The 24,439-nt window shown below is 65.4% G+C and carries 23 protein-coding genes and 1 tRNA gene; 10 read left to right on the plus strand and 14 right to left on the minus strand.

Going from position 1 to position 24,439, the window contains the following annotated elements; translation table 11 throughout:
- Positions 1-78: 78 nt before the first annotated feature.
- The gene (gene serS, locus J3A72_RS10775) at positions 79-1,359 is read left to right on the plus strand and encodes a serine--tRNA ligase (protein WP_014647612.1); all 1,281 of its coding nucleotides are present in this window, start codon (positions 79-81) and stop codon (positions 1,357-1,359) included.
- A 66-nt stretch (positions 1,360-1,425) separates the two neighbouring features.
- On the opposite strand, the gene J3A72_RS10780 is transcribed toward serS, so the two are convergent.
- Both J3A72_RS10780 and J3A72_RS10785 read right to left on the minus strand, forming a co-directional pair.
- Positions 1,426-1,788, minus strand: a complete 363-nt coding sequence (locus tag J3A72_RS10780) for a ligand-binding protein SH3 (protein ID WP_053495993.1) — start codon at positions 1,786-1,788, stop codon at positions 1,426-1,428.
- A gap of 136 nt (positions 1,789-1,924) precedes the next feature.
- Entirely contained in the window at positions 1,925-2,512 is a 588-nt protein-coding gene (locus tag J3A72_RS10785) for an NAD(P)H-dependent oxidoreductase (protein WP_075076625.1), read from the minus strand.
- A 127-nt stretch (positions 2,513-2,639) separates the two neighbouring features.
- Between J3A72_RS10785 and J3A72_RS10790 the strand changes: the two genes are divergently transcribed.
- Positions 2,640-3,632: a LysR family transcriptional regulator gene (locus J3A72_RS10790; RefSeq protein ID WP_005410175.1), complete on the plus strand. Its 993-nt coding sequence runs from the start codon at positions 2,640-2,642 to the stop codon at positions 3,630-3,632.
- Positions 3,633-3,687: 55 nt separating this feature from the next.
- On the opposite strand, the gene J3A72_RS10795 is transcribed toward J3A72_RS10790, so the two are convergent.
- Positions 3,688-4,761 carry a DUF4241 domain-containing protein gene (locus tag J3A72_RS10795; protein WP_075076626.1) on the minus strand — a complete coding sequence of 358 codons (1,074 nt, stop codon included), beginning with the start codon at positions 4,759-4,761 and terminating at the stop codon, positions 3,688-3,690.
- A 124-nt stretch (positions 4,762-4,885) separates the two neighbouring features.
- On the opposite strand from J3A72_RS10795, the gene J3A72_RS10800 reads away from it, so the two are divergent.
- A tRNA-Ser gene (locus J3A72_RS10800) sits at positions 4,886-4,975 on the plus strand.
- Positions 4,976-5,621: 646 nt separating this feature from the next.
- Here J3A72_RS10800 and J3A72_RS10805 read toward each other — a convergent pair.
- Both J3A72_RS10805 and J3A72_RS10810 read right to left on the minus strand, forming a co-directional pair.
- Positions 5,622-8,375 carry a UvrD-helicase domain-containing protein gene (locus J3A72_RS10805; RefSeq protein ID WP_209572152.1) on the minus strand — a complete coding sequence of 918 codons (2,754 nt, stop codon included), beginning with the start codon at positions 8,373-8,375 and terminating at the stop codon, positions 5,622-5,624.
- 150 nt (positions 8,376-8,525) lie between these two features.
- On the minus strand, positions 8,526-9,515 hold the full coding sequence (locus tag J3A72_RS10810) for an MDR family oxidoreductase (RefSeq protein ID WP_075076629.1): 990 nt from the start codon (positions 9,513-9,515) through the stop codon (positions 8,526-8,528).
- A 103-nt stretch (positions 9,516-9,618) separates the two neighbouring features.
- Here J3A72_RS10810 and J3A72_RS10815 point away from each other — a divergent pair, with 103 nt between their 5' ends.
- A complete protein-coding gene (locus J3A72_RS10815) occupies positions 9,619-9,972 on the plus strand; it encodes a winged helix-turn-helix transcriptional regulator (protein WP_049415019.1) in 354 nt (117 codons plus the stop codon).
- Positions 9,973-10,026: 54 nt separating this feature from the next.
- On the opposite strand, the gene J3A72_RS10820 is transcribed toward J3A72_RS10815, so the two are convergent.
- Positions 10,027-10,482 (minus strand): DUF3592 domain-containing protein, encoded by a 456-nt coding sequence (locus J3A72_RS10820; RefSeq protein WP_075076630.1) that lies wholly within the window; start codon positions 10,480-10,482, stop codon positions 10,027-10,029.
- A gap of 632 nt (positions 10,483-11,114) precedes the next feature.
- Here J3A72_RS10820 and J3A72_RS10825 point away from each other — a divergent pair.
- From J3A72_RS10825 to J3A72_RS10845, 5 genes are all read left to right on the plus strand, one after another.
- Positions 11,115-11,522: a hypothetical protein gene (locus J3A72_RS10825; RefSeq protein WP_014647606.1), complete on the plus strand. Its 408-nt coding sequence runs from the start codon at positions 11,115-11,117 to the stop codon at positions 11,520-11,522.
- A gap of 76 nt (positions 11,523-11,598) precedes the next feature.
- Positions 11,599-12,462, plus strand: a complete 864-nt coding sequence (locus J3A72_RS10830) for a hypothetical protein (protein ID WP_140222904.1) — start codon at positions 11,599-11,601, stop codon at positions 12,460-12,462.
- A gap of 24 nt (positions 12,463-12,486) precedes the next feature.
- Entirely contained in the window at positions 12,487-13,812 is a 1,326-nt protein-coding gene (locus J3A72_RS10835) for an XVIPCD domain-containing protein (protein ID WP_088375516.1), read from the plus strand.
- A 139-nt stretch (positions 13,813-13,951) separates the two neighbouring features.
- Positions 13,952-14,818, plus strand: coding sequence for a hypothetical protein (locus tag J3A72_RS10840; protein ID WP_014647603.1), 867 nt, complete (start codon positions 13,952-13,954; stop codon positions 14,816-14,818).
- A 19-nt stretch (positions 14,819-14,837) separates the two neighbouring features.
- Positions 14,838-16,160 (plus strand): XVIPCD domain-containing protein, encoded by a 1,323-nt coding sequence (locus J3A72_RS10845; protein ID WP_140222903.1) that lies wholly within the window; start codon positions 14,838-14,840, stop codon positions 16,158-16,160.
- A gap of 49 nt (positions 16,161-16,209) precedes the next feature.
- Here the strand turns inward: J3A72_RS10845 and J3A72_RS10850 are convergent, their stop codons facing one another.
- Both J3A72_RS10850 and J3A72_RS10855 read right to left on the minus strand, forming a co-directional pair.
- Positions 16,210-18,351 carry a TonB-dependent receptor gene (locus tag J3A72_RS10850; protein WP_140222902.1) on the minus strand — a complete coding sequence of 714 codons (2,142 nt, stop codon included), beginning with the start codon at positions 18,349-18,351 and terminating at the stop codon, positions 16,210-16,212.
- A gap of 73 nt (positions 18,352-18,424) precedes the next feature.
- Positions 18,425-19,069, minus strand: coding sequence for a TetR/AcrR family transcriptional regulator (locus J3A72_RS10855; RefSeq protein ID WP_032957418.1), 645 nt, complete (start codon positions 19,067-19,069; stop codon positions 18,425-18,427).
- Positions 19,070-19,151: 82 nt separating this feature from the next.
- Here J3A72_RS10855 and J3A72_RS10860 point away from each other — a divergent pair, with 82 nt between their 5' ends.
- The gene (locus J3A72_RS10860) at positions 19,152-20,675 is read left to right on the plus strand and encodes an FAD-dependent monooxygenase (protein ID WP_075076702.1); all 1,524 of its coding nucleotides are present in this window, start codon (positions 19,152-19,154) and stop codon (positions 20,673-20,675) included.
- Positions 20,676-20,682: 7 nt separating this feature from the next.
- Here J3A72_RS10860 and J3A72_RS10865 read toward each other — a convergent pair whose 3' ends face one another.
- From J3A72_RS10865 to J3A72_RS10890, 6 genes are all read right to left on the minus strand, one after another.
- Positions 20,683-22,386 carry a PAS domain-containing sensor histidine kinase gene (locus J3A72_RS10865; protein WP_041864224.1) on the minus strand — a complete coding sequence of 568 codons (1,704 nt, stop codon included), beginning with the start codon at positions 22,384-22,386 and terminating at the stop codon, positions 20,683-20,685.
- A 185-nt stretch (positions 22,387-22,571) separates the two neighbouring features.
- A complete protein-coding gene (locus J3A72_RS10870; protein WP_075076701.1) occupies positions 22,572-22,754 on the minus strand; it encodes a hypothetical protein in 183 nt (60 codons plus the stop codon).
- Positions 22,755-22,764: 10 nt separating this feature from the next.
- On the minus strand, positions 22,765-23,013 hold the full coding sequence (locus tag J3A72_RS10875; protein WP_014647589.1) for a hypothetical protein: 249 nt from the start codon (positions 23,011-23,013) through the stop codon (positions 22,765-22,767).
- Positions 23,014-23,127: 114 nt separating this feature from the next.
- Positions 23,128-23,373 (minus strand): hypothetical protein, encoded by a 246-nt coding sequence (locus J3A72_RS10880; RefSeq protein ID WP_032957423.1) that lies wholly within the window; start codon positions 23,371-23,373, stop codon positions 23,128-23,130.
- 125 nt (positions 23,374-23,498) lie between these two features.
- Positions 23,499-23,768, minus strand: coding sequence for a hypothetical protein (locus tag J3A72_RS10885; protein ID WP_014647587.1), 270 nt, complete (start codon positions 23,766-23,768; stop codon positions 23,499-23,501).
- A 103-nt stretch (positions 23,769-23,871) separates the two neighbouring features.
- Positions 23,872-24,348 (minus strand): hypothetical protein, encoded by a 477-nt coding sequence (locus tag J3A72_RS10890; RefSeq protein ID WP_046431353.1) that lies wholly within the window; start codon positions 24,346-24,348, stop codon positions 23,872-23,874.
- Positions 24,349-24,439 lie beyond the last annotated feature (91 nt).

Genomic DNA, 24,439 nt, shown 5'->3' on the forward strand with positions numbered 1-24,439 from the left:
CGCCAGGAATGAACCGGGCGGCAGAAATCCGTATAACAAGCGATAATCCCATCCCTGATACCCACCACGACACCTGCCATGCTTGATCCAGCCCTGCTCCGCCACCAGCCCGCCGACCTCGCCGAACGCCTGCGCACCAGCCGCGGCTTCGAGCTCGACGTGTCTGCCCTGGAGTCCCTGGAGGCGGATCGCAAGCGCATCCAGGTGCGGACCCAGGAGCTGCAGAGCCTGCGCAACAGCCGTTCCAAGGCCATCGGCCAGGCCAAGGCCAAGGGCGAGGACGTCTCGGCCATCATGGCCGAGGTCGCTGCCTTCGCCGACGAGCTGAAGGCCTCGGAAGTGGCGCTGGACGAACTGCGCGAGAAGATCGAAGCGATCTCGATGGGCATTCCGAACCTGCCGGCCGACGATGTGCCGGCCGGTGCCGACGAGAACGACAACGTCGAGCAGGCGCGCTGGGGTACCCCGCGCCAGTTCGATTTCAAGGTGCTCGACCACGTCGAACTGGGCGCCCGCAACGGCTGGCTGGACGGCGAGACCGCGGCCAAGCTGTCCGGTTCGCGCTTCACCGTGCTGCGTGGCCCGATCGCGCGCCTGCACCGCGCCCTGGCCCAGTTCATGGTCGACCTGCACACCGGCGAGCACGGCTACGAGGAGACCAACGTGCCGCTGCTGGTCAACGCCGACTCGCTGCGCGGCACCAGCCAGCTGCCGAAGTTCGAGGACGACCTGTTCAAGACCGCCGTGGGCGACTCCACGCGTTACCTGATCCCGACCTCGGAAGTGCCGCTGACCAACATCGTGCGCGATGAGATCGTCGACGCCGAGCGCCTGCCGCTGCGCATGACCGCCCACTCGATGTGCTTCCGTGCCGAGGCCGGCAGCGGTGGCCGCGACGTGCGCGGCATGATCCGCCAGCATCAGTTCGAGAAGGTCGAGCTGGTCTCGATCAGCCGCCCGGAAGACAGCGACGCCGAACACCAGCGCATGACCCGCTGCGCCGAAGTGGTGCTGGAAAAGCTGGGCCTGCCGTACCGCAAGGTGCTGCTGTGCACCGGCGACATGGGCTTCTCGGCGGTGAAGACCTACGACCTGGAAGTCTGGCTGCCGTCGCAGGAAACCTACCGCGAGATTTCCTCGTGCTCGAACTGTGGTGACTTCCAGGCCCGCCGCATGCAGGCGCGCTGGCGCAACCCGGCCACCGGCAAGCCGGAGCTGGCGCACACGCTGAACGGCTCGGGCGTGGCCGTTGGCCGCGCGATGATCGCGGTGATGGAGAACTACCAGAACGCCGACGGCAGCATCACCGTGCCGGAGGCCCTGCGCCCGTACATGGGTGGCCTGGAAACCATTGGCTGATAGCCGGCGCTGCGCGCCGCCGCCCGAGCATGGGCTCGGGCGCTACAGATCTGTGTAGAGCCGAGCCTATGCTCGGCTCTCCTTTATGGCCCGCAGCTTCTCCAGCGGCACCCATCCCGGTTCGCCGTTCTCCGGCACGCACCATGCCCAGCCATTGAGCGTGCGCATCCCGCGCAGCGTCTGCCCGGGGTCCACATCCAGTTCGCGCGCGCAGTAATCCTGCGTGGCAAACGCGCCACCCTGCGCATCGCGGCCGATCACCGGCGCCGGCACGAATCCGGGCTGCTGCCCCTCGGCCTCGCAGAGGAACCAGTCGTCCCAGCCCTCCGGGCCTTCATAACGTTCGCCCACCACCAGCGCCTGGCCGCGGCGCAGGATGATCGGGTGCGGAAATTCGCTGCGGTGCGCAGCCGTCACGATGTAGTTCATGCCCCCAGCCTAGCGCGCCGCAAAAGAAAACGGCCCCGCACAGCGGGGCCGCCAGGGTGGGCCGGGAGGGGGAGGGGATCCCGGCCCGCGTTCAGCGCCCAGACGAGGAGAGAGGGGCGCCGAACGTTGGAACGCGTTACGCCGCGACGGCTTCGGCCGCTTCGTGCGACGGCAGCGCCGCCAGCGCACCGGCGATGGCGTCTTCACGGTGCTGCGGCGAGTAGGCGATGCCCTCGGCGCGCACGAACTCGACTTCGTTGATGCCCATGAAGGCGAACACCTGACGCAGGAACGGCTCCTGGAAGTCGGCCGGCGAGTCGGTATAGATGCCGCCACGGCTGCTGGCGATGATCACCCGCTTGCCACCGGCCAGGCCCACCGGGCCGTTCTCGGTGTACTTGAAGGTGCGGCCGGCCACGGCCACGCGGTCGATCCAGGCCTTCAACGTGGATGGGATGCTGAAGTTGTACATCGGCGCGCCGATCACCACGATGTCGGCCTCCAGGAACTGCTGCATCACCTGTTCAGCATCGGTCGCTTCAGCGGCGTCGGTCTTGGCCAGCGAGCTGCTGCGCAGGTGCGGTACCGGATTGGCGTCAAGATCGCGATAATCGACCTGCAGGCCGTTGATCTGGCTGGCGAGGCGGGCGACCACGGCGGCCGACAGCTGGCGCGAGACGGAGTTGTCGCCAAGCACGCTGGCGTCGAGATGCAGAAGCTTCATGGCAGTCACCTATGTTCTGGGAGGAAGGGGCGGGGTGGCCCCGCCGACGGAGAGAACGATAGGTTGTTGCAAAGGCGGAATAAAGGTGATTGAATGCCACGTATTGTTCTAGATATGGAACTCGGGCATGCATGACCTGAATGACCTGTACTACTTCGCGATGGTGGTCGACCACGGCGGATTCGCCGCCGCCGAGCGCGCTTTGGGCATCCCCAAGTCGCGACTGAGCCGCCGCATCAGCCAGCTGGAAACCGACCTGGGCGTGCGCCTGCTGCAGCGCTCCACGCGCCGTTTCGCGGTCACCGACGTCGGCACCAGCGTGCACCGGCATGCGCAGACGATGCTGGCCGAAGCGCAGGCCGCACGCGAAGTAGTGGACCGCCTCAGCGCGGAACCGCGCGGCGTGGTGCGCGCCAGCGTGCCGGTGTCACTGGCGCAGATGCAGCTGCCCAAGCTGCTGCCCAAGTTCCTTGAGCAGTATCCCAAGGTGCGGCTGCAGCTGAACATCAGCAACCGCCGCGTGGACATCATCAACGAAGGCTACGACGTGGCCCTGCGCGTGCGTTCGCGCCTGGACGACGACGGCAGCCTGGTGATGCGCAGCTTCGGCCAGGTGCAGGAACTGCTGGTGGCCAGCCCGAAGTACCTCGACCGCGCCGGCCGCCCCAAGGACCCGGAAGAGCTGACCCAGCACGTCACCCTCAGCATCAGCGAAGACGAAGCCCGCCAGCGCTGGGAACTGCATGGCCCGGAAGGCGAAGTGCGCCGGGTCGACCTGCAGCCGCGCGTGGCCGGCTTCGACTTCCCGCTGCTGCAGAGCATGGTGAAGGACGGTTTCGGCATCACCATGCTGCCGGAAACCGTGTGCGCCGACGCCGTGCGTAATGGCGAGCTGGAAGTGGTGCTGCCGGACTGGTCGCTGCCGCAGGGCGTGTGCCACGCCGTGTTCGCCTCGCGCCGCGGCCTGCTGCCGGCGGTGCGCGTGTTCATCGACTTCCTGGCCGAGCACCTGCCGCCGCAGCTGGAGGCCTCGCGCCTGGATTGCGGTGGCGCCTGTGAAAAGGCCAAGGAGCGGATCAAGGCCAGTGCACTGGGTGCGCTGGCGGTGGATGCCGGCTGAGAAGGCGCGAAGGTAGCGCCGGGCCATGCCCGGCGTTGCTGTATTCCGGCGCCGATCAGTTCCGGCCGAACAGCCGGTCCCAGAAACTACGGCGTCGCGGTGCGGCCGCTGGCGGTCCGGCTGCAACGACGGGCGCTTCCAGCACCGCCATCAGCTCCGCGCTGCGTGGCTTCTTCAGGAATCGCGCATAGTCCAGATAGCTGGTCACCTTGCTCATGTGCAGGCGTTCGGGCATTGCCGGCAATGCGCCGCCCTGCAACAGCACCCGCAATGCCTGCGGACGGTCCAGGCGGATCGCCTCGTACAGGGCGGTACCGCCACAGCCCGGTTCGATCAGGTTGGCGCGCTGCGGCGCATCCTCCAACAGGGTTTGCAATGCCTCCGCGTCGTCTCGTTCTACTGCAGCCACCAGCCGCGCCAGCGCCTCGGCTTCCGCAGCTGGCAGGTTGTCGCGATAGGCCTGGTCGGCAATCTCGCGCTCGTCGCGCCCATCGCCGCCCTGGATGCACAGGAAATCGGTGACCAGGGCGACCGGAATGCCGGACGTATCCAGCGCCCAGTAGCTGGGATAGACACCGTCGCCCCAGCCGCTGGTGAACACCACCAGGCCGTGCGGCGAGTCCTCGCCCCAGGGGCGATATTCGGCGCCTTCATCCAGGCCATCGTGGTCGATCAGCGCATCCGACCACTCGCTGTCTTCGTCGCCATCGGCCTGTTCGATCAGGGCCAGCAGCGCCTGCTGGGTGTCGGTGTCCATGAAGCAACCGATGCCGGCGTCGACCGGGTAGCCGATGAAGCTGTCCTCATCCAGGCCGGTCAGGTCCTGCGTGGTCCAGCGCGCCATCTGCCAGTGCAGGGCGGTCGCGGTGAGAGCTTCGCGTGGCTTGAACCAGACCACGGCCAACGCCGGGCGGCCGCTGTGCACGATGATCTCGACCGGATGCCGGCCCAGCGGGGCGGTGTAGTCGGCCAGCGCAGGCGCCTCGGCCTGCACCAGCGGATCGCAGACCACCACGTGCCCGCTGCTGACCGGCAGGTGCCCGGCGAAGGTGCGGTGCAGGGCCACAGCGGCCAGCTGGGTGTCGTCCAGCAGGCAGGTGCGCAGGTTGGCCAGATCGAGATGGGCCATGGCGGCTCCGAGTGCGGTGAAGGCCCCCACCGTGCCGGATGCGGAGGGCAGGGGCAAGGTGGTCTTGGGCAAATGCCCTTCACGTGCGAGAATACGGCGCTGCCCGGGCGACCGGGACCCGATTGGAGAGATGGCCGAGCGGTTTAAGGCACCGGTCTTGAAAACCGGCGAAGGGTTAAACCTTCCGTGGGTTCGAATCCCACTCTCTCCGCCAAGAAGTTCAGAAGAGCCCCTGGAAGCAGGGGCTTTTCTGTTTCTACGGCCCTTGCTGGCCAGCCATCCGGCAACCAAGGTCAGGTGAACGAATGAACCGGTGCATTCCTCTGACCCAACAGGGAATTGCTTCATTCAAGGACGTAATCGTTGCAGGTGCACAAGCGCTGACGTTGGCGCCGGGCAATTTGAATGTGCCAGACACCCGCGCTAGGCTTCGGATGCCCAAGGAGGGCGACCAACGGAGTCATGGCATGAAGATTGGATTCAAGCTTTCTGTTGCTGTTGCGGCCTGTGCGTTGACCTTTGGAATCAGCAGCGCCACGGCGAAAGCCCCTGGCCCATGTTCCGTCTGCGAGGTCCAATACGTTGCGTGCGAGGCGTCAGGTACAAACTTGAGTATCTGTACCCGCAACTATATGCAATGCCTGCGTCGGAACGGCTGCATTATCCCGTAGCAGGGCGCGGCGGGGACGTGTGGGGACCTTGCGATACCCTGCAACCTTGCCACCCTCCAGACAAAAGCCTCGGTCCTGCCGGGGCTTTTTCGCTTCCGGAAACGCCATGGCGCGCATCGTGCCGGGGGCGAAACCGAGACGGTGCCTATGTGCCCTGATGCAGGCAGGCATATGTGGAGGGAGCGGCATTCAGCCCCGACGCCCACCTGTTGGCTTGTTGTGGCACAACGGGTAACTCGAGCACGACCGGAAAGCCCCATGTGGCCCATTCCGGTCCACGAATACGCCCACCTTGCACACCGGGCAGCGCTCATCGTGGATGGCCGCGCCTGAAATCGCGGTTACTTCCACTGCCCCGTCCTTCACCAGCTCATCCAGGAATGGCGAGTGCTTGCCCTGCAGGGTGAACATCGCGACCGACCGTCGCGCACGCGTCAGCGCGACATAGAACAGGCGCCGTTCTTCGCTCAGCGGATAGGTATCGCCTTCCGGCATTGCCAGCGAAAGCACCGGGTCATCCGCGCGCAGGCTCGGGAAGCTGCGGTTGATCATGCCCGGCAGGATCACGTAGTCCGCCTCGCGCCCCTTCGATCGATGTGCGGTAAGGAACTCGACGTCCATCGTGCTGCCGAAGGCCGTCTTCCAATCCGAAGGCATCGCACCGCGATCCGCGCGATACCGCCCCAGAACAAAGACCGTCACGCGCCCGGTGCGGCCCTGCGGCACTGCACCTGACAACAGTTGCTGGTGCAGCTTCGCAAGGTACTGGCGAACGCCATCCTGCACCTCCTCACGCCGGTTCACCTGGAACGCCTGCAGCACCGGGCCCATGGTCGGCGCAGCAGAGCGAACTTCCTTGGCGATCTGCGCGGGGTTGCGGCTGATGAAGCGGCTGGAAACATCACACAGTGCCTGTGGGCAGCGGAACGTCTGCTCCAGTTTCAGCACCTGGCCATGGCCCATCCATTCGCGGAATCCAGTCATCACCGCAACGTCAGCGCCAGCGAAGCGATTGATCGATTGCCAGTCATCGCCCACCGCAAACAGATGGCGGCCCGGTTGGCTGACCAGCGCACGGCAGAGGCGCGCGCGGGCGCGCGATGCGTCCTGGAATTCGTCGGCCATCACCAGTTCGTAGGGCGATTCATAGTGGCCCTGTTCCAGCAGCCCGGCCGCCATGTTGAGCATGTCCTCGAAATCGATGCTGCGCTCGTCAGCCAGTGCGTTGTCCCAGGCCCGGAAAACCGGCCCGGCGATCTCCAGGAAGCGCCGGTAGCGTTCCTTGAACTGATCCTCGGGCATCTGCCGCAGGCGCGCCGCCATATCGTCCAGTGTCAGGCAGTTGCTCTTGGCATGGGCAATGAAGGTGCGCATCAGGCCAATCAGGTCTGCGTCCGGCATCGGCTTGGCGCCTTGATCAGGCAGCTCGCGGTCCGGGTTCGGGTCGAGCTCGACATCAGACGCGCCAAGCCGCTCGGCAAGATGCTGCAGGGCCTGTCCACTGCGCAGGCCAAACGACGTCGTCTCGACCAGAGCGGTGCCGCGCGCCACATGCTGCTGGCGCTTCCAGTGCATCCCTTCGCTGTAGTTGGCAAAGTGCTTCGGCGGCTGGCCATCGGCATCCAGCGCAAAGTGCTCGTGATACAGCTGGGCGTCCGGATAGTAGAAGTCCGGGCGATACTGGCGATGGGTGTCTGTCGCGGTATCGAATTCGTAGCGCCGCTCGTAGTCGTACGCCACGCCGTTGTAGAACAGCCAGTCGGCGATGACGCACTCCTCCAGGCTCTTCACCCGCTCACCCTTCAGGGTGCGGATGTAGGGCGTGCCATCGCGGTCGTAACCATCGGCCATCATGTCGGCACCGAACGGCGGCAGGTCGCGCCCGAACACCAGGCGGAACATGTCCCACTGGGTGCGGAAATGGGTCGAGCGGTCCTTCAGGTCGTCCAACAGTTCGGCCAGCTTGTTGAAGCCCAGCGTCGCGTCGACCGCCCATTCCGGGATATCCGGCTTGCGCCCTGTGGCTTTGGCGATGATGGACAGGCCCAGGGCGTGGAAAGTCCGGGCTTCCACCACGGTGTCGCCCATGCCGAGCCGGTCGAAGCATCGCTGCGCGCGCTCCTTCAGCTCCTGGGCGGCGTCCTTGTTGAAGGCGAGCATCACGATCCGTTCGGGTTCGACAAAGCCGCGGTCGATGGCATACGCGGCCTTGGCGACCATTGTGGAGGTCTTGCCAGAGCCGGCCGCGGCCACGACCTGCACCCGGTTGTCGAAGCAGATGACGGCGCGGGCTTGTTCCTCGGTCAGGGGCTTGCTCTCGACCCGGTCCAGGAAGTCCTTGGCCAGCACCCGCTCGCGCTCTGCCATGGTCGCGTTGGCCTCGGCCCAGACGGCGGGCCAATCCAGCTGCCAGTCGTGCAGGGCGTCCAGCGCCATGCGGTGGCCGGGCGCGTGCAGGTCGTCGTGCACCTCCTCGTCGAGGAACAGCTGCTCCAGCTCGGCGGGCGGCAGGGGCAGGGCGGGGCGGTCGGCCAGCAACGCCTGCTGCTGTTCGTGGGTGATCCAGCGGCGTCCGGTGGTGCCTCGGTCGGTAAGCGCGTCTGCTTCGGCCAGCCACGCCTGGATCTGCTCCAGGATCGTGTCAAACAGGGCCTTGCGTCCCCGTGTGGTGCGCGCAAAGCGCACCTGCTGCAGCGCCGCCGCAAGCCGGGAGCCCTGGCTGTTGGGCAGCCCATCCACGGACAGTGCTTCACCGCGCTCGGTCGTCAGTTCGACCCGGGACCAGAGCACGCCGCGAACGACCCGCACGCTGTGTTCGTTCGCCACATGCTGGTGGTATTGCCTGCCGTCGATCAAAAGCGCGAGCTGTTCGCCATCCAGCCGCAACTGCCAGTCCGGCGAGCGGGTCACACGCTGGCCCCAGCCCGAGGGGCGCCATTCCATAGACATCCAGATACTGCCTTGCGTACGTCACCGGGCGTAAAGTGCCCTTGCCGCCCCATGATAAGGCCGCTTGGCATGGCACGCTGGGTTTCCGGTCACTCGCGCACGCGCGCCAGCGATGGCATTGCACCCTCGCCGGCGCGGCAGGCGTCAGGCGTTCACATCCACGACAATGCGGCCACGCACCTTGCCGGGGATGATCTGCTCATAGACATCCAGCACCTCGGCGAGGCCGATCTGCTGCACGGTGCTTTCCAGCTTCTGCGGGTCCAGGTCGGTCGCGAGCCGATCCCAGGCGCGCTGGCGAACCTCTTGTGGGGCATTCACCGAATCCACACCCGCAAGGGTCACGTTGCGCAGGATGAAGGGCAGCACCGAGCCGTGCAGTGCATCGCTCTGGGCCAGGCCACAGGCGGCCACGGCACCGCGGTACTTCGTTTCGGCGATGGCATTGACCAGCGTTGGGCCGCCGGCCACATCCACCACACCGGCCCATCGCTCGGCACTCACCGGCCGCTCGCGCGGCTCCGAAAGCTGCGCACGATCGATGATCTCGGCCGCACCCAGGTTGTGCAGATACTCAGCATGCTCCGGGCGTCCGGTGGCGGCCACCACGCGATAGCCCAGCTTCGACAGGATCGCCACCGCGATCGAGCCGACGCCACCGTTGGCGCCGGTCACCAGCACATCGCCCTTCTCGGGCGTCACGCCGGCATGTTCCAGGGCGAGCACGCACAGCATCGCAGTATAGCCAGCGGTGCCGATGGCCATGGCATCGCGGGTGCTCAGGTTGCCGGGAATCCGGTTGAGCCATTCGCCGCGGACGCGGGCGCGCTGTGCCAGGCCGCCGTGGTGGCCCATGCTCAGGTCCCAGCCATTGAGCACAACGCGGTCGCCTGGCTTGAAGTCGGGCGTGCTGGATTCCAGCACCACGCCTGCCAGATCGATGCCGGGAATGAGCGGGAACGTCCGGATGACCGGACTCTTGCCGGTGAGGGCAAGCGCATCCTTGTAGTTGAGCGTGGAGTACTCGACCTGTACCAGGACGTCGCCGTCCACCAGGTCGGCTTCATTGAAATCGACCAGTTCCGTGGATACGCCGTCGTTCGTCTTGCGGGTCAGCAGTGCCTTGAAACTCATGGTTGGGGGCTCACGTTCAGTGGATGGCCCCATGCTAGGCTCGCACCGTTATCGCAACAAGAACGACGATTTTCCGTAGGTACTATGGTTTTCCGGAGTATGCATGCGTAGCAAGCGTTGGGATGGCAAGAGCGGTTGCGCGGTGGAAGTCACGCTGTCGGTGATCGGCGGCGTGTGGAAGCCGATCATTTTGTTTCACCTGATGACCGGCAAGCGGCGTTTCATGGAATTGACGCGACGGGTGCCCAATGCCACCCAGTCCATGCTCACCAGCCAGCTGCGTGAACTGGAAGCCGATGGCGTGGTGATCCGCCACGTGTACCCGGAAGTGCCGCCGAAAGTGGAATACGAGCTGTCCGAGTTCGGGCGCACGCTGGTACCGGTGCTGCTGGCCATGCGCGAGTGGGGTGAAACCTATCGTGGCCATGGAAGCACGGAAGGCGATTGCCAGAGTTGAAGACACTTTTGGCTCTGCGCGAGCGCATTCTGGATGCGCCCGCGCCTGGATGGCTCAGGCCGGCTGCGCTTTCCGGCCCTGCACCACCCGGGTGGCCAGCAGTGCCAGGGTGACCAGCGCGGAGGCGATTGCCAGCCACAACAACAGCAGGGAGTTGTCCGCTTCGCCCGCGGCCACAGCCACAGCCACCGATGGATCCTCGGCGTTGTAGCGGATATCAATCTCTTCCGCCTCGTCGGTGGCACGCATCCGATTGCCAAGGTCGTTGGAGACCGCGATCTTCTCGACGCGTGATTGGCCGTCTTCGGTTTCGAACTCGACATTCAGGACGAAGTTGCTCTTTCTGCCCCTTTTCTCATCCCAATGCACCTCGGTGACGAGGCCCACTGCATCGCGCCCTTCAGCACCGTCAGTGAGGGCATGACGGTGATGGTCGTTGTAGGCGGCCACGGAAAGTGCGACCGCCACGCCAGCGGCAACAAGAATGTTGCGCCAGGAAGTGAATTCCATAATGAGCTCCTGATCCATTGAGGTCGGCGACTATAGTCCTCACCTCGCGGATCTCGTACGAAAATGGCGTGGCGCAGACATTTCGTTGTGATCAGATCGCGCTCGAATGTGCCTGTGGGCTCCTCCATGCAAGCGTTCCCGGTGTGCATCCAGCGCGGAACGTCTGTGCTCCAGCTGAAGGCGGAGGCCGTGCGTATTGCGACTTTCTGCGCGATCGCCATGGTCGGCGTGTCGCGTTCGGCTCGATGTGATCGTTGGGTAGTACGCGCAGGCAGGCGCGATGTATCAACGAAGCACGTCAGTCGGTGGACGGTTCGCCATCCTGTGACGCAACCAGCGTAGGAACGCCTCAGCGCGGACTTTTCCTACTTTGCTTCGGCGATGGAGTGCGCCCATCATCGCCGCGCCAAGGCACTCGCCCTGGCCGGGATTGGCGTCCCGAACTTACGTACCGCTACCGGTCGCGATTGCAGCCGAAGCTGCAACCGCGACAATGCACCGCCTACCGGCTCATGGTGGACGGTGCGTGGGGATCTTCCGATCCGCCGGCTTTAGCGGTACGTATCCGGCACGCCAACCCGCACCGTCCGCCACCTTGCATCTGCAGGTGGCCACATCGTGAGGTTGCCGTCATGCCCGAACGTCTTCCCGACCATCCCCGCCTGCACGCGCTGCTGGGTGCCGCTGTACTTGATCTTCCCGCTGCCTTGGCCGAAACGCTGGAGGACGCGCTCCGCGAATCAGCCGAGTTCGTCACCCCATCGGCATTCTTTGCACACCTGAAAGGCCACGGCAGGAACCTGCGCGCTGATGGCGAGGCCTGGAGTGAAATGTGCCTGAGCCCCGGCCGCGCCTTCGACATGGCCCTGGCGACCCGCAGCGTTTCGGGCATCACGGCGTTGACCGCGGTGCTGCATGCCGCGCATGTGGCACGGGAGAACGACGATCCTGCCTGCTGTCCCTCCGCCGCCGTGGTCGAAGGTCTGTTCAACGCCTGCCAGGCGCTGTCGCTGCAGGTGGAACGCTGCCTGGTGCCGTGAAGGGCTGCGACGCGGTTCCTGTTCCGTTGACGCCCGGTTCCCTATAGTGGCGCTGGAACCCTGCAATGGAATGCCCATGCACGTGATGTCCCCCGGCCGTTGCCTGACGCTTGCACTCGCCGTCGCAACGAGTGCCAGCGCGTGTGCACGGCCGCCGTCCACCGAACACGAAAGGAATCCCGCCATGTCCGGCGCACCCCAGACCGGCCGCACGATCAACGGCCACACCTATACCGATGCGCCCGTGGACGTGAAGCTCGGGCCGAACACTTTCCGCATTCCGGCCAACTACCTGGACAGCCAGATCGCACCGTGGCCCGGCGAGGGCGTGACGCTGGTCATCGAGTGGCCGGACATGAAGCCGACGCCGCCGGGTGCCCGGGCCAATCCGCGTACGAATGATTTCCGGAAGGAGATTGCTGTTCGTATCAACTACATCGATCGCATTCCAATTGAGACTTCGCTTTCAAGGCTTTCCTCAAATGAAGCCATCACGGAGGAGGGTTCTGTGGAAAGGGAGGATCCCAGGGACCGTCTCGATCAACGCGTTGCACAGCCGGAGACCTTGGGCCTGACGCCCTATGCAATCGATGAAGCGAAGATGGTGTTGTACGCGAAGAAGTACGAGTCCCGGTATGGGAAGCCGCCTGTCCGCAATCCGGCATTCGAGCGCGACTGGTATGTTGCACGGGACGGTGCTGGGGGACTGACAAGCTTCATCAAGTGCGATAGCGCAACGTTCCTGGGGGACGGAGTGCGCCTGACGCAGGACGAGGTCATTGATCTGGACGATCCTGTGGCTGCCGGATGCGTTCACTACTTTGTCGATATCTCTGACAGCCTATCCATCTCCCTGCATTACAAGAGAGCTTTCTTGAAAGACTGGAAACGCATGGAAGATGCTGTTCGCGATGTTCTTGCTGCAGCACGGACGCGCTAAACGACGAGGCTCAAGGAGAAAGCAATGAGCGGCCTGACCCAGAAGGACATCAGAATCCTCATCGATTATGCAGATGCCGGTAATCGTGAGCTGTACTGGAACTACCTGTCGCAACTGCCGGGTTCGGACGGCTACGGTACGCTGGCGCTAGGTGTGGTACGTAATGACAGTTTGCCTGGACGCGTGGCCAATGCCTACGCGCAAAGCCATGCCAGATCTCAGAATGACGAAGGTTCGCGCTTTCCAAATGCCGAGCTGAGCGAGCGCCAGTGGGAAGCATTCGGGCGGACACTGCTGCGGGAAGATCTGGAGCTTCGACAGGCGTGGATGGGAAACGGACGTGCGGATCTCGCGCTGAATCTGCCTGGCGCTGACGTCATGCTGGCTCATGACCGCGCTTTCGAGCAGCACAGACTGGACCCCAATTGCTGGACTCCTCGAGTGCTCCTGCAAGCCGCCTCGGACAAGAGCGGCCCCGAGAAGCTGGAACAGATCTGGACCAACATGCTCAACAATGACTACGCCGGGGGCCCGCGCGTAGGCAACACCAGCGTCGATGCCATCAGCCAGATGGGATGGGCGAAGGGCGGGCAGTACCTGACCCGGTTGAGCGTGCTGGAAGCTACCCAGGCATTGGAAGGACGCTCGGCGGTCGATCCGAACGTCATCGGTGGCAACAGCTACTACGCGATGTACTTCGAAGCGGACAGGAAGTGGGCCAGTGTCAGCGCGGGTGGCGGCCATATGTCGATGCGGGAGATCACTGACCCCGCCCGTATCGCCGAACTCAACGACGCGCGCGAGGTTCGTCTGGAACGGCAGGAAAAGCGAACCCAGTTCCACCCGGACGACCCGTACCGGACCATCACCCGCAGTCCGCTTACCGCAGCCGTGGACGACGTACGGGATCCCGCGCAGGCCCCGACCCGTCTGGCCGACATTGGTCCTGGCCACCGTGAGTACGCCTTGATGCAGCAGGTGCGCGAAGGCGTGGCCGCGATCGATGCCAGCGCGGGACGTACCCATGATGAGAACAGCGAGCGCCTGGTGGCGAGCGTGATGGCCTTGGCGCGTCACAACCAGCTTGAACGTGCCGACCATGTCCTGCTGAGCGCGCAGACCGCCGATCATCCGGCCGGCCGCAACGTGTTCGTGGTGCAGGGCGAGTTGAATGATCCGGCGCATCTGCGGGCCTCCATGCCCACGGACCGGGCGGTGCAGACGCCGGTCGAGCAGTCACTGCAGGCCCTGCAGGCAGTGGGTGCGGAACGTGAACAGGCACACGCGCAGCGCCAGCAGCAGGAGGTCGATGCGCGGGCGCGCGACACCCCGGCCATGCGGATGGCCTGACCGGCCCCCCGGGTGAGCCGGTCACGGGCTCGGGTCTAAAGTGGTTTTCGCCTAGGCCTTTAAGCCTTGGGGCGCGGACCCTTCGTTCGCCTCCGCAGTTTTACCTATAATCGATTGGGAACTCTGCAATGGAATGCCCATGCACGTGATGTCCCCCGGCCGTTGCCTGACGCTTGCACTTGCCGTCGCGGTGAGTGCCGGCGCGTGTGCGCGGCCGCCGTCCACCGAACACGAAAGGAATCCCGCCATGTCCGGCGCAACGCAGACCGGCCGCACGATCAACGGCCACACCTATACCGATGCGCCCGTGGACGTGAAGCTCGGGCCGAACACTTTCCGCATTCCGGCCAACTACCTGGACAGCCAGATCGCACCGTGGCCCGGCGAGGGCGTGACGCTGGTCATCGAGTGGCCGGACATGAAGCCGACGGCGCCGGGCGCCCGGGCCAATCCGCGTACGAATGATTTCCGGAAGGAAATTGCTGTGGCGATCGACTACATCGATCGTGCGCCAATCGAAACATCATTGGAGCGATTGTCCTCCAACCAGGCATCCACCGAGGAAGGATCGGTGGAGCGAGGGGATCCTCGGGATCGACTCGATCTGCGTATTGCGCGGCCCGACGTCATGGGACTGACGCCTTACGCCATCGATGAAACGAGGATGGGGATTTTCTCGAAGGAATACGAGGCACGCTATGGAAAACCGCCCACCCGTAATCCTGCCTATGAAGATGACTGGTACATCGCGCGCGCTCCCAACGGCAGCCTGACCACATTCATCAAATGCGAAAGCACGGCGTTTCGGGGGGATGGCGTTCGCCTGCAGGGCGATCAGGTCATCAGTGAGCAAGGGCAAGCCGCTGCGGGGTGCTTCCACTATTTCTCGGATGTGGAGAACAAGCTTTCCATCTCGCTGAACTACAAGCGGGCCTTCCTGGCGGACTGGAAGCGGATGGAAGATGCGGTGCGGGATCTTCTCGCGCGCTCCCGCGTCCGGCAGTGAGTGCATTCAGGAGCAGGCGATGGGCGGATTGGCGCAAGAGAATCTCAGGATTCTGGCCAGCTATGCCAAGGCCGGAAACCGTGAGTTGTACTGGAACTATCTGTCGCAGCTGCCAGATGCGGATGGCTATGGCACGCTTGCGCTGGGTGTTGTTCGCAACGACAGCCTGCCAGGCCGCGTTGCAAACAGCTACGCACAGGATTACGCCCGAGATCAGGAAGGCAAGGGCTCCGGCTTTCCCGATGCGCAGCTGAGCGAGCGGCAATGGGAGATGTTTGGGCAGACGCTTCTGCGCCAGGACCTGGAGCGACGCCTGTTCTGGATGGAGCAGGGGCGTCCCGAATTTGCACTGAATCTTCCCGGCAAGGATGTAATGCTGGCACACGACCGGGCATTCGAACGGCATGAACTCGATCCGAACTGCTGGACGCCGCGCGTGTTGCTGCAGGCGGCTGAGCAGAAGAGCGGCCCCGCGAAGCTGGAGCAGATCTGGACCAACATGCTCAACAACGACTACGCCGGCGGCCCGCGCGTAGGCGACACCAGCGTCGATGCCATCAGCCAGATGGGATGGACGAAAGGCGGCCAGTACTTGACCCGGTTGAGCGTGCTGGAAGCTACCCAGGCATTGGAAGGACGCTCGGCGGTCGATCCGAACGTCATCGGTGGCAACAGCTACTACGCGATGTACTTCGAAGCGGACAGGAAGTGGGCCAGTGTCAGCGCGGGTGGCGGCCATATGTCGATGCGGGAGATCACTGACCCCGCCCGTATCGCCGAACTCAACGACGCGCGCGAGGTTCGTCTGGAACGGCAGGAAAAGCGAACCCAGTTCCACCCGGACGACCCGTACCGGACCATCACCCGCAGTCCGCTTACCGCAGCCGTGGACGACGTACGGGATCCCGCGCAGGTAGCGACCCGTCTGGCCGACATTGGTCCTGGCCACCGTGAGTACGCATTGATGCAGCAGGTGCGCGAAGGCGTGGCCGCGATCGATGCCGGCGCCGGGCGTACCCACGACGAGAACAGCGAGCGCCTGGTGGCGAGCGTGATGGCCTTGGCGCGCCACAACCAGCTCGAACGTGCCGACCATGTGCTGCTGAGCGCGCAGACTGCCGATCACCCGGCCGGCCGCAACGTGTTCGTGGTGCAGGGCGAGATGAGCGATCCCGCGCATCTGCGAGCGGTCATGCCTACGGACACGGCAGTGCAGACGCCGGTCGAACACTCGCTGCGGCAGATCGAGGCCGCCAGCCTGGAGCGACGGCAGGCGGCCATGCAGCGCCAGCAGGACAACGACGTCCACGCGCGTGACAACCCTGCGATGCGGATGGGCTGAGGTTACGTAGCAGAGCCGAGCGGGCGCCCGGCTCTGCTGGAAGGCCTTCTCAGAAGCGGTAGGCCGCCTGCACATACACCCGCCGCGGCTCGCCCGGGAAATGCCCGTTGCGCTCGATGAAGCCGCTGGCTGCGTACACCTTGTCGAACAGGTTCTTGACGTTGGCCTGGAACTGCCACTGCTTCCACGTGGTCTTCCAGCTCATGTCGAATACCGTGTACGCCTTGACCGTCTGCCCATCCAGGCTGACACGCTCGCCCACATGGTCGGCGCCGAAGCCGATGGCCGAGTTGATCGACGGCAGGTCGTAGCGCGTCCACACGCCGAGCTTGTTGCGTGGCGCATTGGCGAAGCGGTCGCCGGAGGCATTGGTGATGCCGTTCGGTCCGGCATCCTTCACCCGTGCGTCGTTGTAGGCGTAGGTCAGGTTCACCACCCAGCGCTCGGTCACGTCGGCCAGCAGGTCCAGTTCCATGCCCGTGCTGCGTACCAGGCCCAGTGCAGCGAGTTGGTTTACCCCGCCGATCACCTCGCCGGTGGCCTGCACGATGTTGCTGCGGTCGATGCGGTAGGCCGCCATGTTCAGGGTCACACGGTCGGCCAGCAGGGACTTCAGACCGACTTCCCATTGCCTGCTGCGCTCCGCGTCGAACGGTCCGCCGGCCGCCGGGTTCTGGCTGGTGGCACTCTGCGGCACGAAGCCGCTGGCGATGTTGGCGTACAGGTTCACGCCGTCCCGGACGGTAAAGGTACTGCCCAGGCGCCAGCTGAGATCGTTGCCATCCACGCTGCCGCCACCCATGCGGTCCTGATCCTTGAAGCCATCCCAGCGCAGCCCGGCCAGCACATGCCAGCGCGCGCCCAGTGCCAGCTCATCCTGCAGATATCCGCCGTAGCGCTTGCTGCGGGTGGCGGTGCTGCGCCAGGGCAGAGCGGCCAGGTTGTAGTCATGCCAGGTGCTCGCGCCATAGACCGGGTTGAACAGGTCAATGCCCCGCACCGGGCCGGCGCCGCGTGCCAGGTCGGCGCTGTTGGCGGTCTGCGCGGTGAAGTCGGCGTCGAGCTGGTACACGTCGGCGCCGAACAGCACCTTGTGTTCGATACGGCCGGTGTTGATCCGCCATACGGCATTGCCGCTGGCGGCGAAGGCAGTGTTGTCACGGATCTGGTTGCGCAGCTGGCGCGTCATCCACTCGGCCACGCCGTCGCGATCACGATCAATCAGCCCCATCGGCTCGTGGTACATCTGGTGCTCGTTGTTGCTGAACCAGCGCGCAGCAAGGTCCACGTCCAGGTTGTCGCGCGGTGCGAAGCGATACTGCGCCAGTGCGACCTTGGCGCGCATGTCGAGGAAGTCACTGGCCTCGTTGTGGTTCCAGCGGCGGTCGGTCAGGAAGCTGCCGGCATCGTTCACCGGCACGCCGCGCAGGCGGTTGCCGCCCAGGTTCTGGGTGATGTCGGTGAACTGCAGCACCAGTTCGCCGGTCTGGCCGACATCGAAGGCCAGCGAGGCATCGCCGATCACGCTTTCGCTGTCGGCATTCCAGCGCACGCCCTGCTCGCTGTCGGCATACAGGCCGGCGCGATAGCGAATGCTGCCGCTGGCATTCAAGGGGCCGGTGCCTTCGATCGATCCGGCGCGGAAGTCCTTGTCGCCTGCCTGCAGCTCGATGCGGCGTTCGGCGCGCGCCTTGGGCTTGCGGGTTACATAGTTGATGACACCGCCCGCATCACCACCGCCGTACAGCGCACCGGCCGGACCTTTCAGTACTTCCACGCGTTCGATGTTGAACAGTTGCGGCACCGAGAAGCCCGCATAGGGATCACCACGCAGGCCGTCGTAGAGCACGTTCTCCTGGCGGAACCCGCGCAGGGTGACGCCGGCATAGCTGAAGAAGCTGATGCCGCTGATGCTGCGGTACAGATCGGTGACCTGGCGCGCGGCCTGGTCGTCGATCAGCTCGCGCGGCACGACCTGGATCGACTGCGGCACCAGTTCCAACGGGGTATCGGTGCGGGTGCCGACGGCCGCATCGTTGGCGCGGTACAGGGTCTGCGCGCGGCCGCGGACTTCGACCTTGTCCAGGTCCTTCGGGGTGTCAGCGGAGGCCTCGGAGGCCAGTGCAGGCGTAGCCAGGGAAAGGGGCAGCGCCAGGCAGAGGGCGTGCTTGAGCGGGGTTGGAAGCGGCATGAGGGGGTCGGGGCGGGCTGCAAATGAGAAAGATTAGCATTTGCAACGCTTCGTGACCTATCCCCCGAGTGCGCTATGGACGCAGGCCCGGGTCGGTATATGGGGTGCCGGCCAAGGCCACCAGCACGCCGGTGCCACCGCGCACGATCAGCTGCAGCATCGCTTGGCGCGGATCCTCGCCCCTCTGCTGGCTGGCCAGTCCACTCTCATAGGCGGCCACCATCGACGCCAGTAGCATGGCTGCGCCCAGGCGTGCCTCCGCGTCCTGCGCGGGCCGACCGGCCGCGTCGGCCATCAGCTGGGCCAGGTCGTCGGCCAGCTGTGCCTGCAGCCGTCGCGCGTGCGCCACCAGCACCGGACTGTCGGCCACGGTTGCCCAGAAGGCCGCTGCACCGGAGTTGATCCGTAACAGCGGATGGCCGCTGTCCAGCAGCTCCCGCACCAGCGACTGGAAGGCGGCCAGCGGGGTCATGCCACGGCGCGCCGCCATGCCTTCGCGAAGCAGGGTCCGGGCCTCCTCATCGCGGTCGAACACCAGGTCTTCCTTGCTGGCGAAATAATTGAAGACCGTCTTGCGCGAGACCCCCGCCGCATCGGCAATCTCGGACATGGACACGGCTTCGAAGCCGCGGCGGATGATCAGTTCGGTGGCGACGTCCGAAATGGTCTGTCGGGTCTCGGTCTTGCGCTGCTCGCGGCGGCCCGGAGGCGGGGTCATGGGCGGTTCACTTGTGGAAACGTACACCGAGTGTAACATTGGCGTTGCCAGAGCGCCGGCCCGGCGCTCACAGGGAAATCCCATGTTGTACGACGTCGTCATCGCCGGGGCCGGCCCGGTTGGCCTGTTCCTGTCCTGCGAGCTGGCCCAGGCCGGCTGTTCGGTCCTGTTGCTGGAGCAGGCAGCGTCGCCCGAGACGCCCTTGAAACGCCTGCCCTTTGGCTTGCGCGGCTTGAATGCGCCCACCCTGGAGGCCCTGGATCGACGTGGCCTGCTGGATGCGGTTGCCGCCAGTCAGGTGCTGAAGCCGGACAACGGCGCACCGCCGCCCGGCACCGCCCATTGGCTGGCGCAACCGCGGCCACTGGGCGGCCACTTCGCCGGCATTCCTTTTGCGCTGGACAACGTGGACAGTGCGCGCTGGCGCCATCGCCTGCCGACGCCGGTGCCCACCCAGATGGCGGTCGAGCTGCAGTCGCTGGAGGCGGTGCTGGCCGAGCGTGCGGTGTCGCTGGGTGTACAGATCGAGCGTGGCTGCACGGTGCAGGCGGTGCACGCACGCGAAGCACAGATGGTGGTCCAGACCGGTCGCGGGCTGATGCGGGGCCGCTGGCTGGTCGGTTGCGATGGCGCCCGCAGCACGGTACGCAAGCAATCGGGGTTCGTGTTCGCAGGGACGGCGCCGGAGTTCACCGGGCACACGCTGCAGGTCGAACTGGCAGACCCGTCGGTGCTCGTCCCGGGGCGTCAGTTCACCGAACACGGCATGTGCAATTTCAATCCGCCGGGCATGCTGGCGCTGGCCGATTTCGACGGTGGCGCCGGCCATCGCACGCCGCTGGACCGGCACACCGCCCAGGCGCTGCTGCGGCGTGTCTCCGGGCGAGAGGCAACGATCACGGCGTTGCATCTGGCCACCACATGGACCGATGCCGCGCGCCAGGCCACGGCCTATCGCAGCGGCCGCGTGCTGTTGGCCGGTGATGCCGCGCACATGCATTCGCCGTTGGGCGGGCAGGGGCTGAACCTCGGCATCGGCGATGCGATGAACCTGGGGTGGAAGCTGGCCGCGGTGGTGCGAGGTGATGTGGCAGAGTCGCTGTTGGACAGCTATCAGGCTGAGCGCCATCCGATCGGCGCCCAGGTGCTCGACTGGTCACGTGCGCAGGTGGCGTTGATGCGGCCAGGCCCCGGGTCGCGCGCGCTGGCGGCGGTCATCGCCGACCTGGCCGCGACCCGCGACGGTGCCACCTATCTCGCCGAGCGGCTGTGGGGTGTAGCACCGCCACCGGTGCTCGACGGCAGCCATCCGCGGGTTGGCCGAAGCGCACCGGACGTCCAACTGGCTGATGACCGTCGGATGGGAGAGCTGCTGCGTGCAGGGCAGGGCGTGCTGCTGGGGCTCGATACCGGCGATCCGCTCGGTCCGATCATTGAGCGCTGGCAGCGGTCGGTCACCTGCGTGATGTCCACGGCGCGCGACACGCTGGGACTGGGCGCCGTGCTGGTCCGCCCCGACGGTATCGTCGCCTGGGCCTGCGATGCTGGCGGTGACACGTCGGGGCTGGAGCCTTCGCTGGAACGCTGGTTCGGTTCGCTGCGGTGACCGCCCGCTAGGGCGACGCCACCACGGCCTGCGCGCAGCGCCCGGCTTCGGTCATCACCGAGGCCAGCTGCTTCAATGAGTAAGGCTTGCGCAGCAGGGTGAAGCCATGGCCAGGGTCCCGGGCCAGCAGTTCGCTGTAGCCGCTGGTAAGGATCACTGGAAGCCCAGGCAGGCGGCTGCGGATGGTACGGGCCAGATCCAGGCCGTTCATGCCAGGCATCACTACGTCGCTGAACACTACATCGAAGCGGGAGGCATCCCGTTCGAGCTCCGCCAGGGCCTCGTCCGCATTGTGCGCAAGTACCACGTTGTAATCGAGCTCGCGCAGGGCGCCGACGGCAAATTCGGCCACATCGACGTTGTCTTCCACAACCAGCACGCAGACACCGTGACCATGCTGCAGCCCCGGTAGCGTCGCCGGCCGTTCCGTCATTTCTCTCGCCTGCGCCAGCGGCAGGTACAGGGTGAAGCGGGTACCGGCGCCCGCCTGGCTCTGCACGTCCACCTCGCCTTCCGACTGCTTGACGAAGCCGAACACCTGGCTGAGGCCGAGGCCGGTTCCGGCGCCGACGCTCTTGGTGGTGAAGAAGGGCTCGAAGATGCGGTCGACGACGGCGGGGTCGATGCCTGCTCCGGTGTCGGTCACGCTGATCGCGGCGAAGTCGCCCTTCATCGGCGCGGCGAAGCGCACCGAAGGCACGGCGGTTACCTGCTCCACCTCGATGGTCACCCTGCCGTGTCCCTCGATCGCATCGCGCGCGTTGACCGCGATGTTGATCAATGCAGTGTCCAGCTGGGTCCGGTCCAGCAGCACCGGCAACGGCGTGCCGGGCAACGTCAACGACACCTGGATGCGTGCACCCAGTACCGTGGTGATGATGTCCGAAAGCGCGTGCACGCTCTCGCAGAGATCGAAGACCTCCGGCGACAGGCTCTGGCGACGCGAGAACGCAAGCAGTTGCGCGGTCAGCTTGGTGGCGCGGTCCGAGGCTGTGGCAATGGCCTGGATGTAGCGGCGCCGGGTGTCGTCTGACGGCCACGTGTGCAGGAGCATGTCCACCGAACCGGTGATGACCTGCAGCAGGTTGTTGAAGTCGTGGGCCACACCGCCGGTGAGCTGGCCGATCGCCTCCAGCTTCTGCGACTGGCGCAGCTGCTCGCGGGCGCGCACCAGTTCCAGATGGGCCTCCCGCGCCTGCTCGGTGATCGCCGCGACCTGGCGGCTGTGCAGGTCGCGCTCGATCACCCGTTCGGTCTGCTCGCTGACCACGCACAGGATACCGGCGACACTGCCGCAGCCGACGCGCAGCGGTGAATAGGAAAACGTCCAGAAAGTTTCGCGCAGCGTGCCGTCGCGATCCATCATCAATGGCAGGTTCTTGAAGCTGCGGCTGGTGCCGGCAAAGGCGTCGTCGACGGCATGCACCACGTCCGGCCATACGTCCGCCCAGACATCCTCCAGACGGTTGCCCATCGCGCCGTGCAGCTTTTCCCCCAGCATCGGCAGATAGGCATCATTGAAGAAGAACGCCTTGTCTTCCTTGCCCCAGGCAAGCCACAGGGGTTCCGGCGAATCCAGGATCATCGCCAGCAAGGTGCGAAGTTCGGCAGGTGCGCTTGCGGCAGTGGCCGAGCGGGCCCAGTCACTGTCCTGCAGCAGTCGGTAGGCGAGCTGATCAGGTGCGGAGACTGGCAGGGGAAAAGGATGCATGGCCGCCATTGGCGCAGGGAGGTGGCGCAGCATAGCCGAGCGCATGTCATGACGCCCTGCACACCGTCGGCATGAAGGGCCTCGCCACTTCGCCGTTGACGTGGCAGGGATGCACCCTTTGTTCAGCAGGTTGCCGCTATCGCGGCGCAGCGCGGAGGGAGGCGAAGCTGGCCTGATCGGCGGGTCTAGCCCTTACGATCTGCCTGCGCGGTGAGCACATCCCGGCCAGCCTCGGTCAGATCGATATCCCCGTCTTCCGCCTGTACCGCCCATCCGGCGGTCACCGCCCACGTTGCGGCATCGCCGCGCACCGGCTCTGCAGCGGCGATTGCCTGGAGTATTTTCCGCTGTTCCGCAGTCATTTCCACGTGGCGGCCCTCAGATACCCAGCAACGACGCCGGTTGCCAGTCCGACAGGCGGGCGTGGCTGACCGGTTGATGGCAGCCGCACCCATCACAACGGAACAACGCCCCGCCCGGAAGTTGCACCAGGTTGTCTTCGCTGGCAGAGCTGGTCGACGAGCAATGCCGGCAGGTGACCGTGAGCGCAGTGATGCGCTGCACGCTGCCTGATAGATCGAACACGGCCTCGAACGCGCGAATGACAGGGTGGGCAGTGTCCGGCATCTGAGTCTCGACAGGGTGGGGAGACCTCATCGTCGCGCGCCGGCTGTGATGGAGCAGTCAGCCGGATGCATGGGCGCGATCAAGACAGGCGCGGCAACCGGGCGCGCACCTTCGTCAGGGATTGTTCTTCTTTCCGCTCAGGTCCAGCGGCTTGTCACTGCCCTTGCGCTCGCTCGACCACACTTCCATGCCCTTGTTGCAGCGGCTCTCGCGGGCAGCGACCTCGGGCGGCAGGTCCTTCAGGTGCGGCGACTCCTGGCAGGCTTGATGCATGTTGCTGTCGTCATAGGTGGCGCAGGCGCTGAGCGATGCGAGGGCGATGGCAATGAGGGTCACGCGGAGCGGGGGCTGCAGGTTCATGGGGGGGCCTCGGGTGATGCCGGGATGGCCATGGAATTCAAATCCGTGACACCGGGCATGCACAATCGGACCAACCGCACTTGTTATTCTATAACAGATGCGCGATAGTCCGGCCCCTGCCGGCGTCAGGCGATGCAGATCACCAGTACCGTGCACAGCACCAGCATCAGCACGAACACGCGCCGGCTCAGTGCCAGGCAGGCCAGATAGGCTGCGAGCGCCCACGCTGCCAGCAGCGCGCAGGCCATCACCCATAGCCCGATACCCATCATCGAACCCGTCGCCAACGCAGACAGTGCGATGGCCTTGAACAGCGCCACGCCCAACACGCTGCCCAGCATGCCGGCCTGCAAGGCGATGGCATCATGGCGGGCAGGTGCGCGATGGGGGGGCATTGCGGGTCCGGTACGGGCCGAGAGCGCGGCGTCGGCTGCACTGTGCCCAAATGCACATCCACGAAATGTGTTCATCGCGCGCGAAGACCGCGATGAAGCCCGTTCAGTCGAACTCACCCTCGGCCGATTCCAGACGCTGCCGGTACGCCGCGCGATGCTGGTACAGGCGCTGGCACTCGGCCGACCTGTGGATGCGGCTGCCGGGTTCATTGGCCACCGAGTCGCACATCCGCGCGATGTGATTGTTCTCCGCCAGTTCGGTGACGAAGAACACGGCAGTGATGCCGGTGCCAAGCAGCACGACATACAGCAGACGGCTGAGCCAGCGTGACAATTTCCGCTCGAAGTGCTGCTGGATGGTCAGGTCGAAGCGGATGATGCTGAGCACGATCCAGACGATGGCGACCAGGAAGCAGAGCGTGGGCAGCAGGTCGCGCCAGATGCCTGCTTCGTAGACCGACTCGCTGTAATGGACCGCAGCTCCGGCACCTGCGATGGCAATGGCCAGCGCCCAGTTGCGGCCCAGTGAGAGCAGGTCATCGAGCAGCTTTTCGTGGTTCCTGGTTGGTCCTGCTGCCACGAGGGTTCCTTCTGCGTGTTGCGACCGGCGACGGGCTGCCGCCGATCGTGCAGATGGTGAAGCATCGATTCGGTGATGAGAAGCCTGCCCG

Source organism: Stenotrophomonas sp. PvP093 (genome assembly GCF_017876915.1).
In the GTDB taxonomy this organism is placed as follows: Bacteria; Pseudomonadota; Gammaproteobacteria; order Xanthomonadales; family Xanthomonadaceae; genus Stenotrophomonas; species Stenotrophomonas muris.

Coding starts and splice junctions, on each gene's coding strand:
- serS (WP_014647612.1), top strand. CDS start 79: ATGCTTGATCCAGCCCTGCTCCGCCACCAGCCCGCCGACCTCGCCGAA.
- J3A72_RS10780 (WP_053495993.1), bottom strand. CDS start 1,788: ATGAACTACATCGTGACGGCTGCGCACCGCAGCGAATTTCCGCACCCG.
- J3A72_RS10785 (WP_075076625.1), bottom strand. CDS start 2,512: ATGAAGCTTCTGCATCTCGACGCCAGCGTGCTTGGCGACAACTCCGTC.
- J3A72_RS10790 (WP_005410175.1), top strand. CDS start 2,640: ATGCATGACCTGAATGACCTGTACTACTTCGCGATGGTGGTCGACCAC.
- J3A72_RS10795 (WP_075076626.1), bottom strand. CDS start 4,761: ATGGCCCATCTCGATCTGGCCAACCTGCGCACCTGCCTGCTGGACGAC.
- J3A72_RS10805 (WP_209572152.1), bottom strand. CDS start 8,375: ATGGAATGGCGCCCCTCGGGCTGGGGCCAGCGTGTGACCCGCTCGCCG.
- J3A72_RS10810 (WP_075076629.1), bottom strand. CDS start 9,515: ATGAGTTTCAAGGCACTGCTGACCCGCAAGACGAACGACGGCGTATCC.
- J3A72_RS10815 (WP_049415019.1), top strand. CDS start 9,619: ATGCGTAGCAAGCGTTGGGATGGCAAGAGCGGTTGCGCGGTGGAAGTC.
- J3A72_RS10820 (WP_075076630.1), bottom strand. CDS start 10,482: ATGGAATTCACTTCCTGGCGCAACATTCTTGTTGCCGCTGGCGTGGCG.
- J3A72_RS10825 (WP_014647606.1), top strand. CDS start 11,115: ATGCCCGAACGTCTTCCCGACCATCCCCGCCTGCACGCGCTGCTGGGT.
- J3A72_RS10830 (WP_140222904.1), top strand. CDS start 11,599: ATGCACGTGATGTCCCCCGGCCGTTGCCTGACGCTTGCACTCGCCGTC.
- J3A72_RS10835 (WP_088375516.1), top strand. CDS start 12,487: ATGAGCGGCCTGACCCAGAAGGACATCAGAATCCTCATCGATTATGCA.
- J3A72_RS10840 (WP_014647603.1), top strand. CDS start 13,952: ATGCACGTGATGTCCCCCGGCCGTTGCCTGACGCTTGCACTTGCCGTC.
- J3A72_RS10845 (WP_140222903.1), top strand. CDS start 14,838: ATGGGCGGATTGGCGCAAGAGAATCTCAGGATTCTGGCCAGCTATGCC.
- J3A72_RS10850 (WP_140222902.1), bottom strand. CDS start 18,351: ATGCCGCTTCCAACCCCGCTCAAGCACGCCCTCTGCCTGGCGCTGCCC.
- J3A72_RS10855 (WP_032957418.1), bottom strand. CDS start 19,069: ATGACCCCGCCTCCGGGCCGCCGCGAGCAGCGCAAGACCGAGACCCGA.
- J3A72_RS10860 (WP_075076702.1), top strand. CDS start 19,152: ATGTTGTACGACGTCGTCATCGCCGGGGCCGGCCCGGTTGGCCTGTTC.
- J3A72_RS10865 (WP_041864224.1), bottom strand. CDS start 22,386: ATGCATCCTTTTCCCCTGCCAGTCTCCGCACCTGATCAGCTCGCCTAC.
- J3A72_RS10875 (WP_014647589.1), bottom strand. CDS start 23,013: ATGCCGGACACTGCCCACCCTGTCATTCGCGCGTTCGAGGCCGTGTTC.
- J3A72_RS10880 (WP_032957423.1), bottom strand. CDS start 23,373: ATGAACCTGCAGCCCCCGCTCCGCGTGACCCTCATTGCCATCGCCCTC.
- J3A72_RS10885 (WP_014647587.1), bottom strand. CDS start 23,768: ATGCCCCCCCATCGCGCACCTGCCCGCCATGATGCCATCGCCTTGCAG.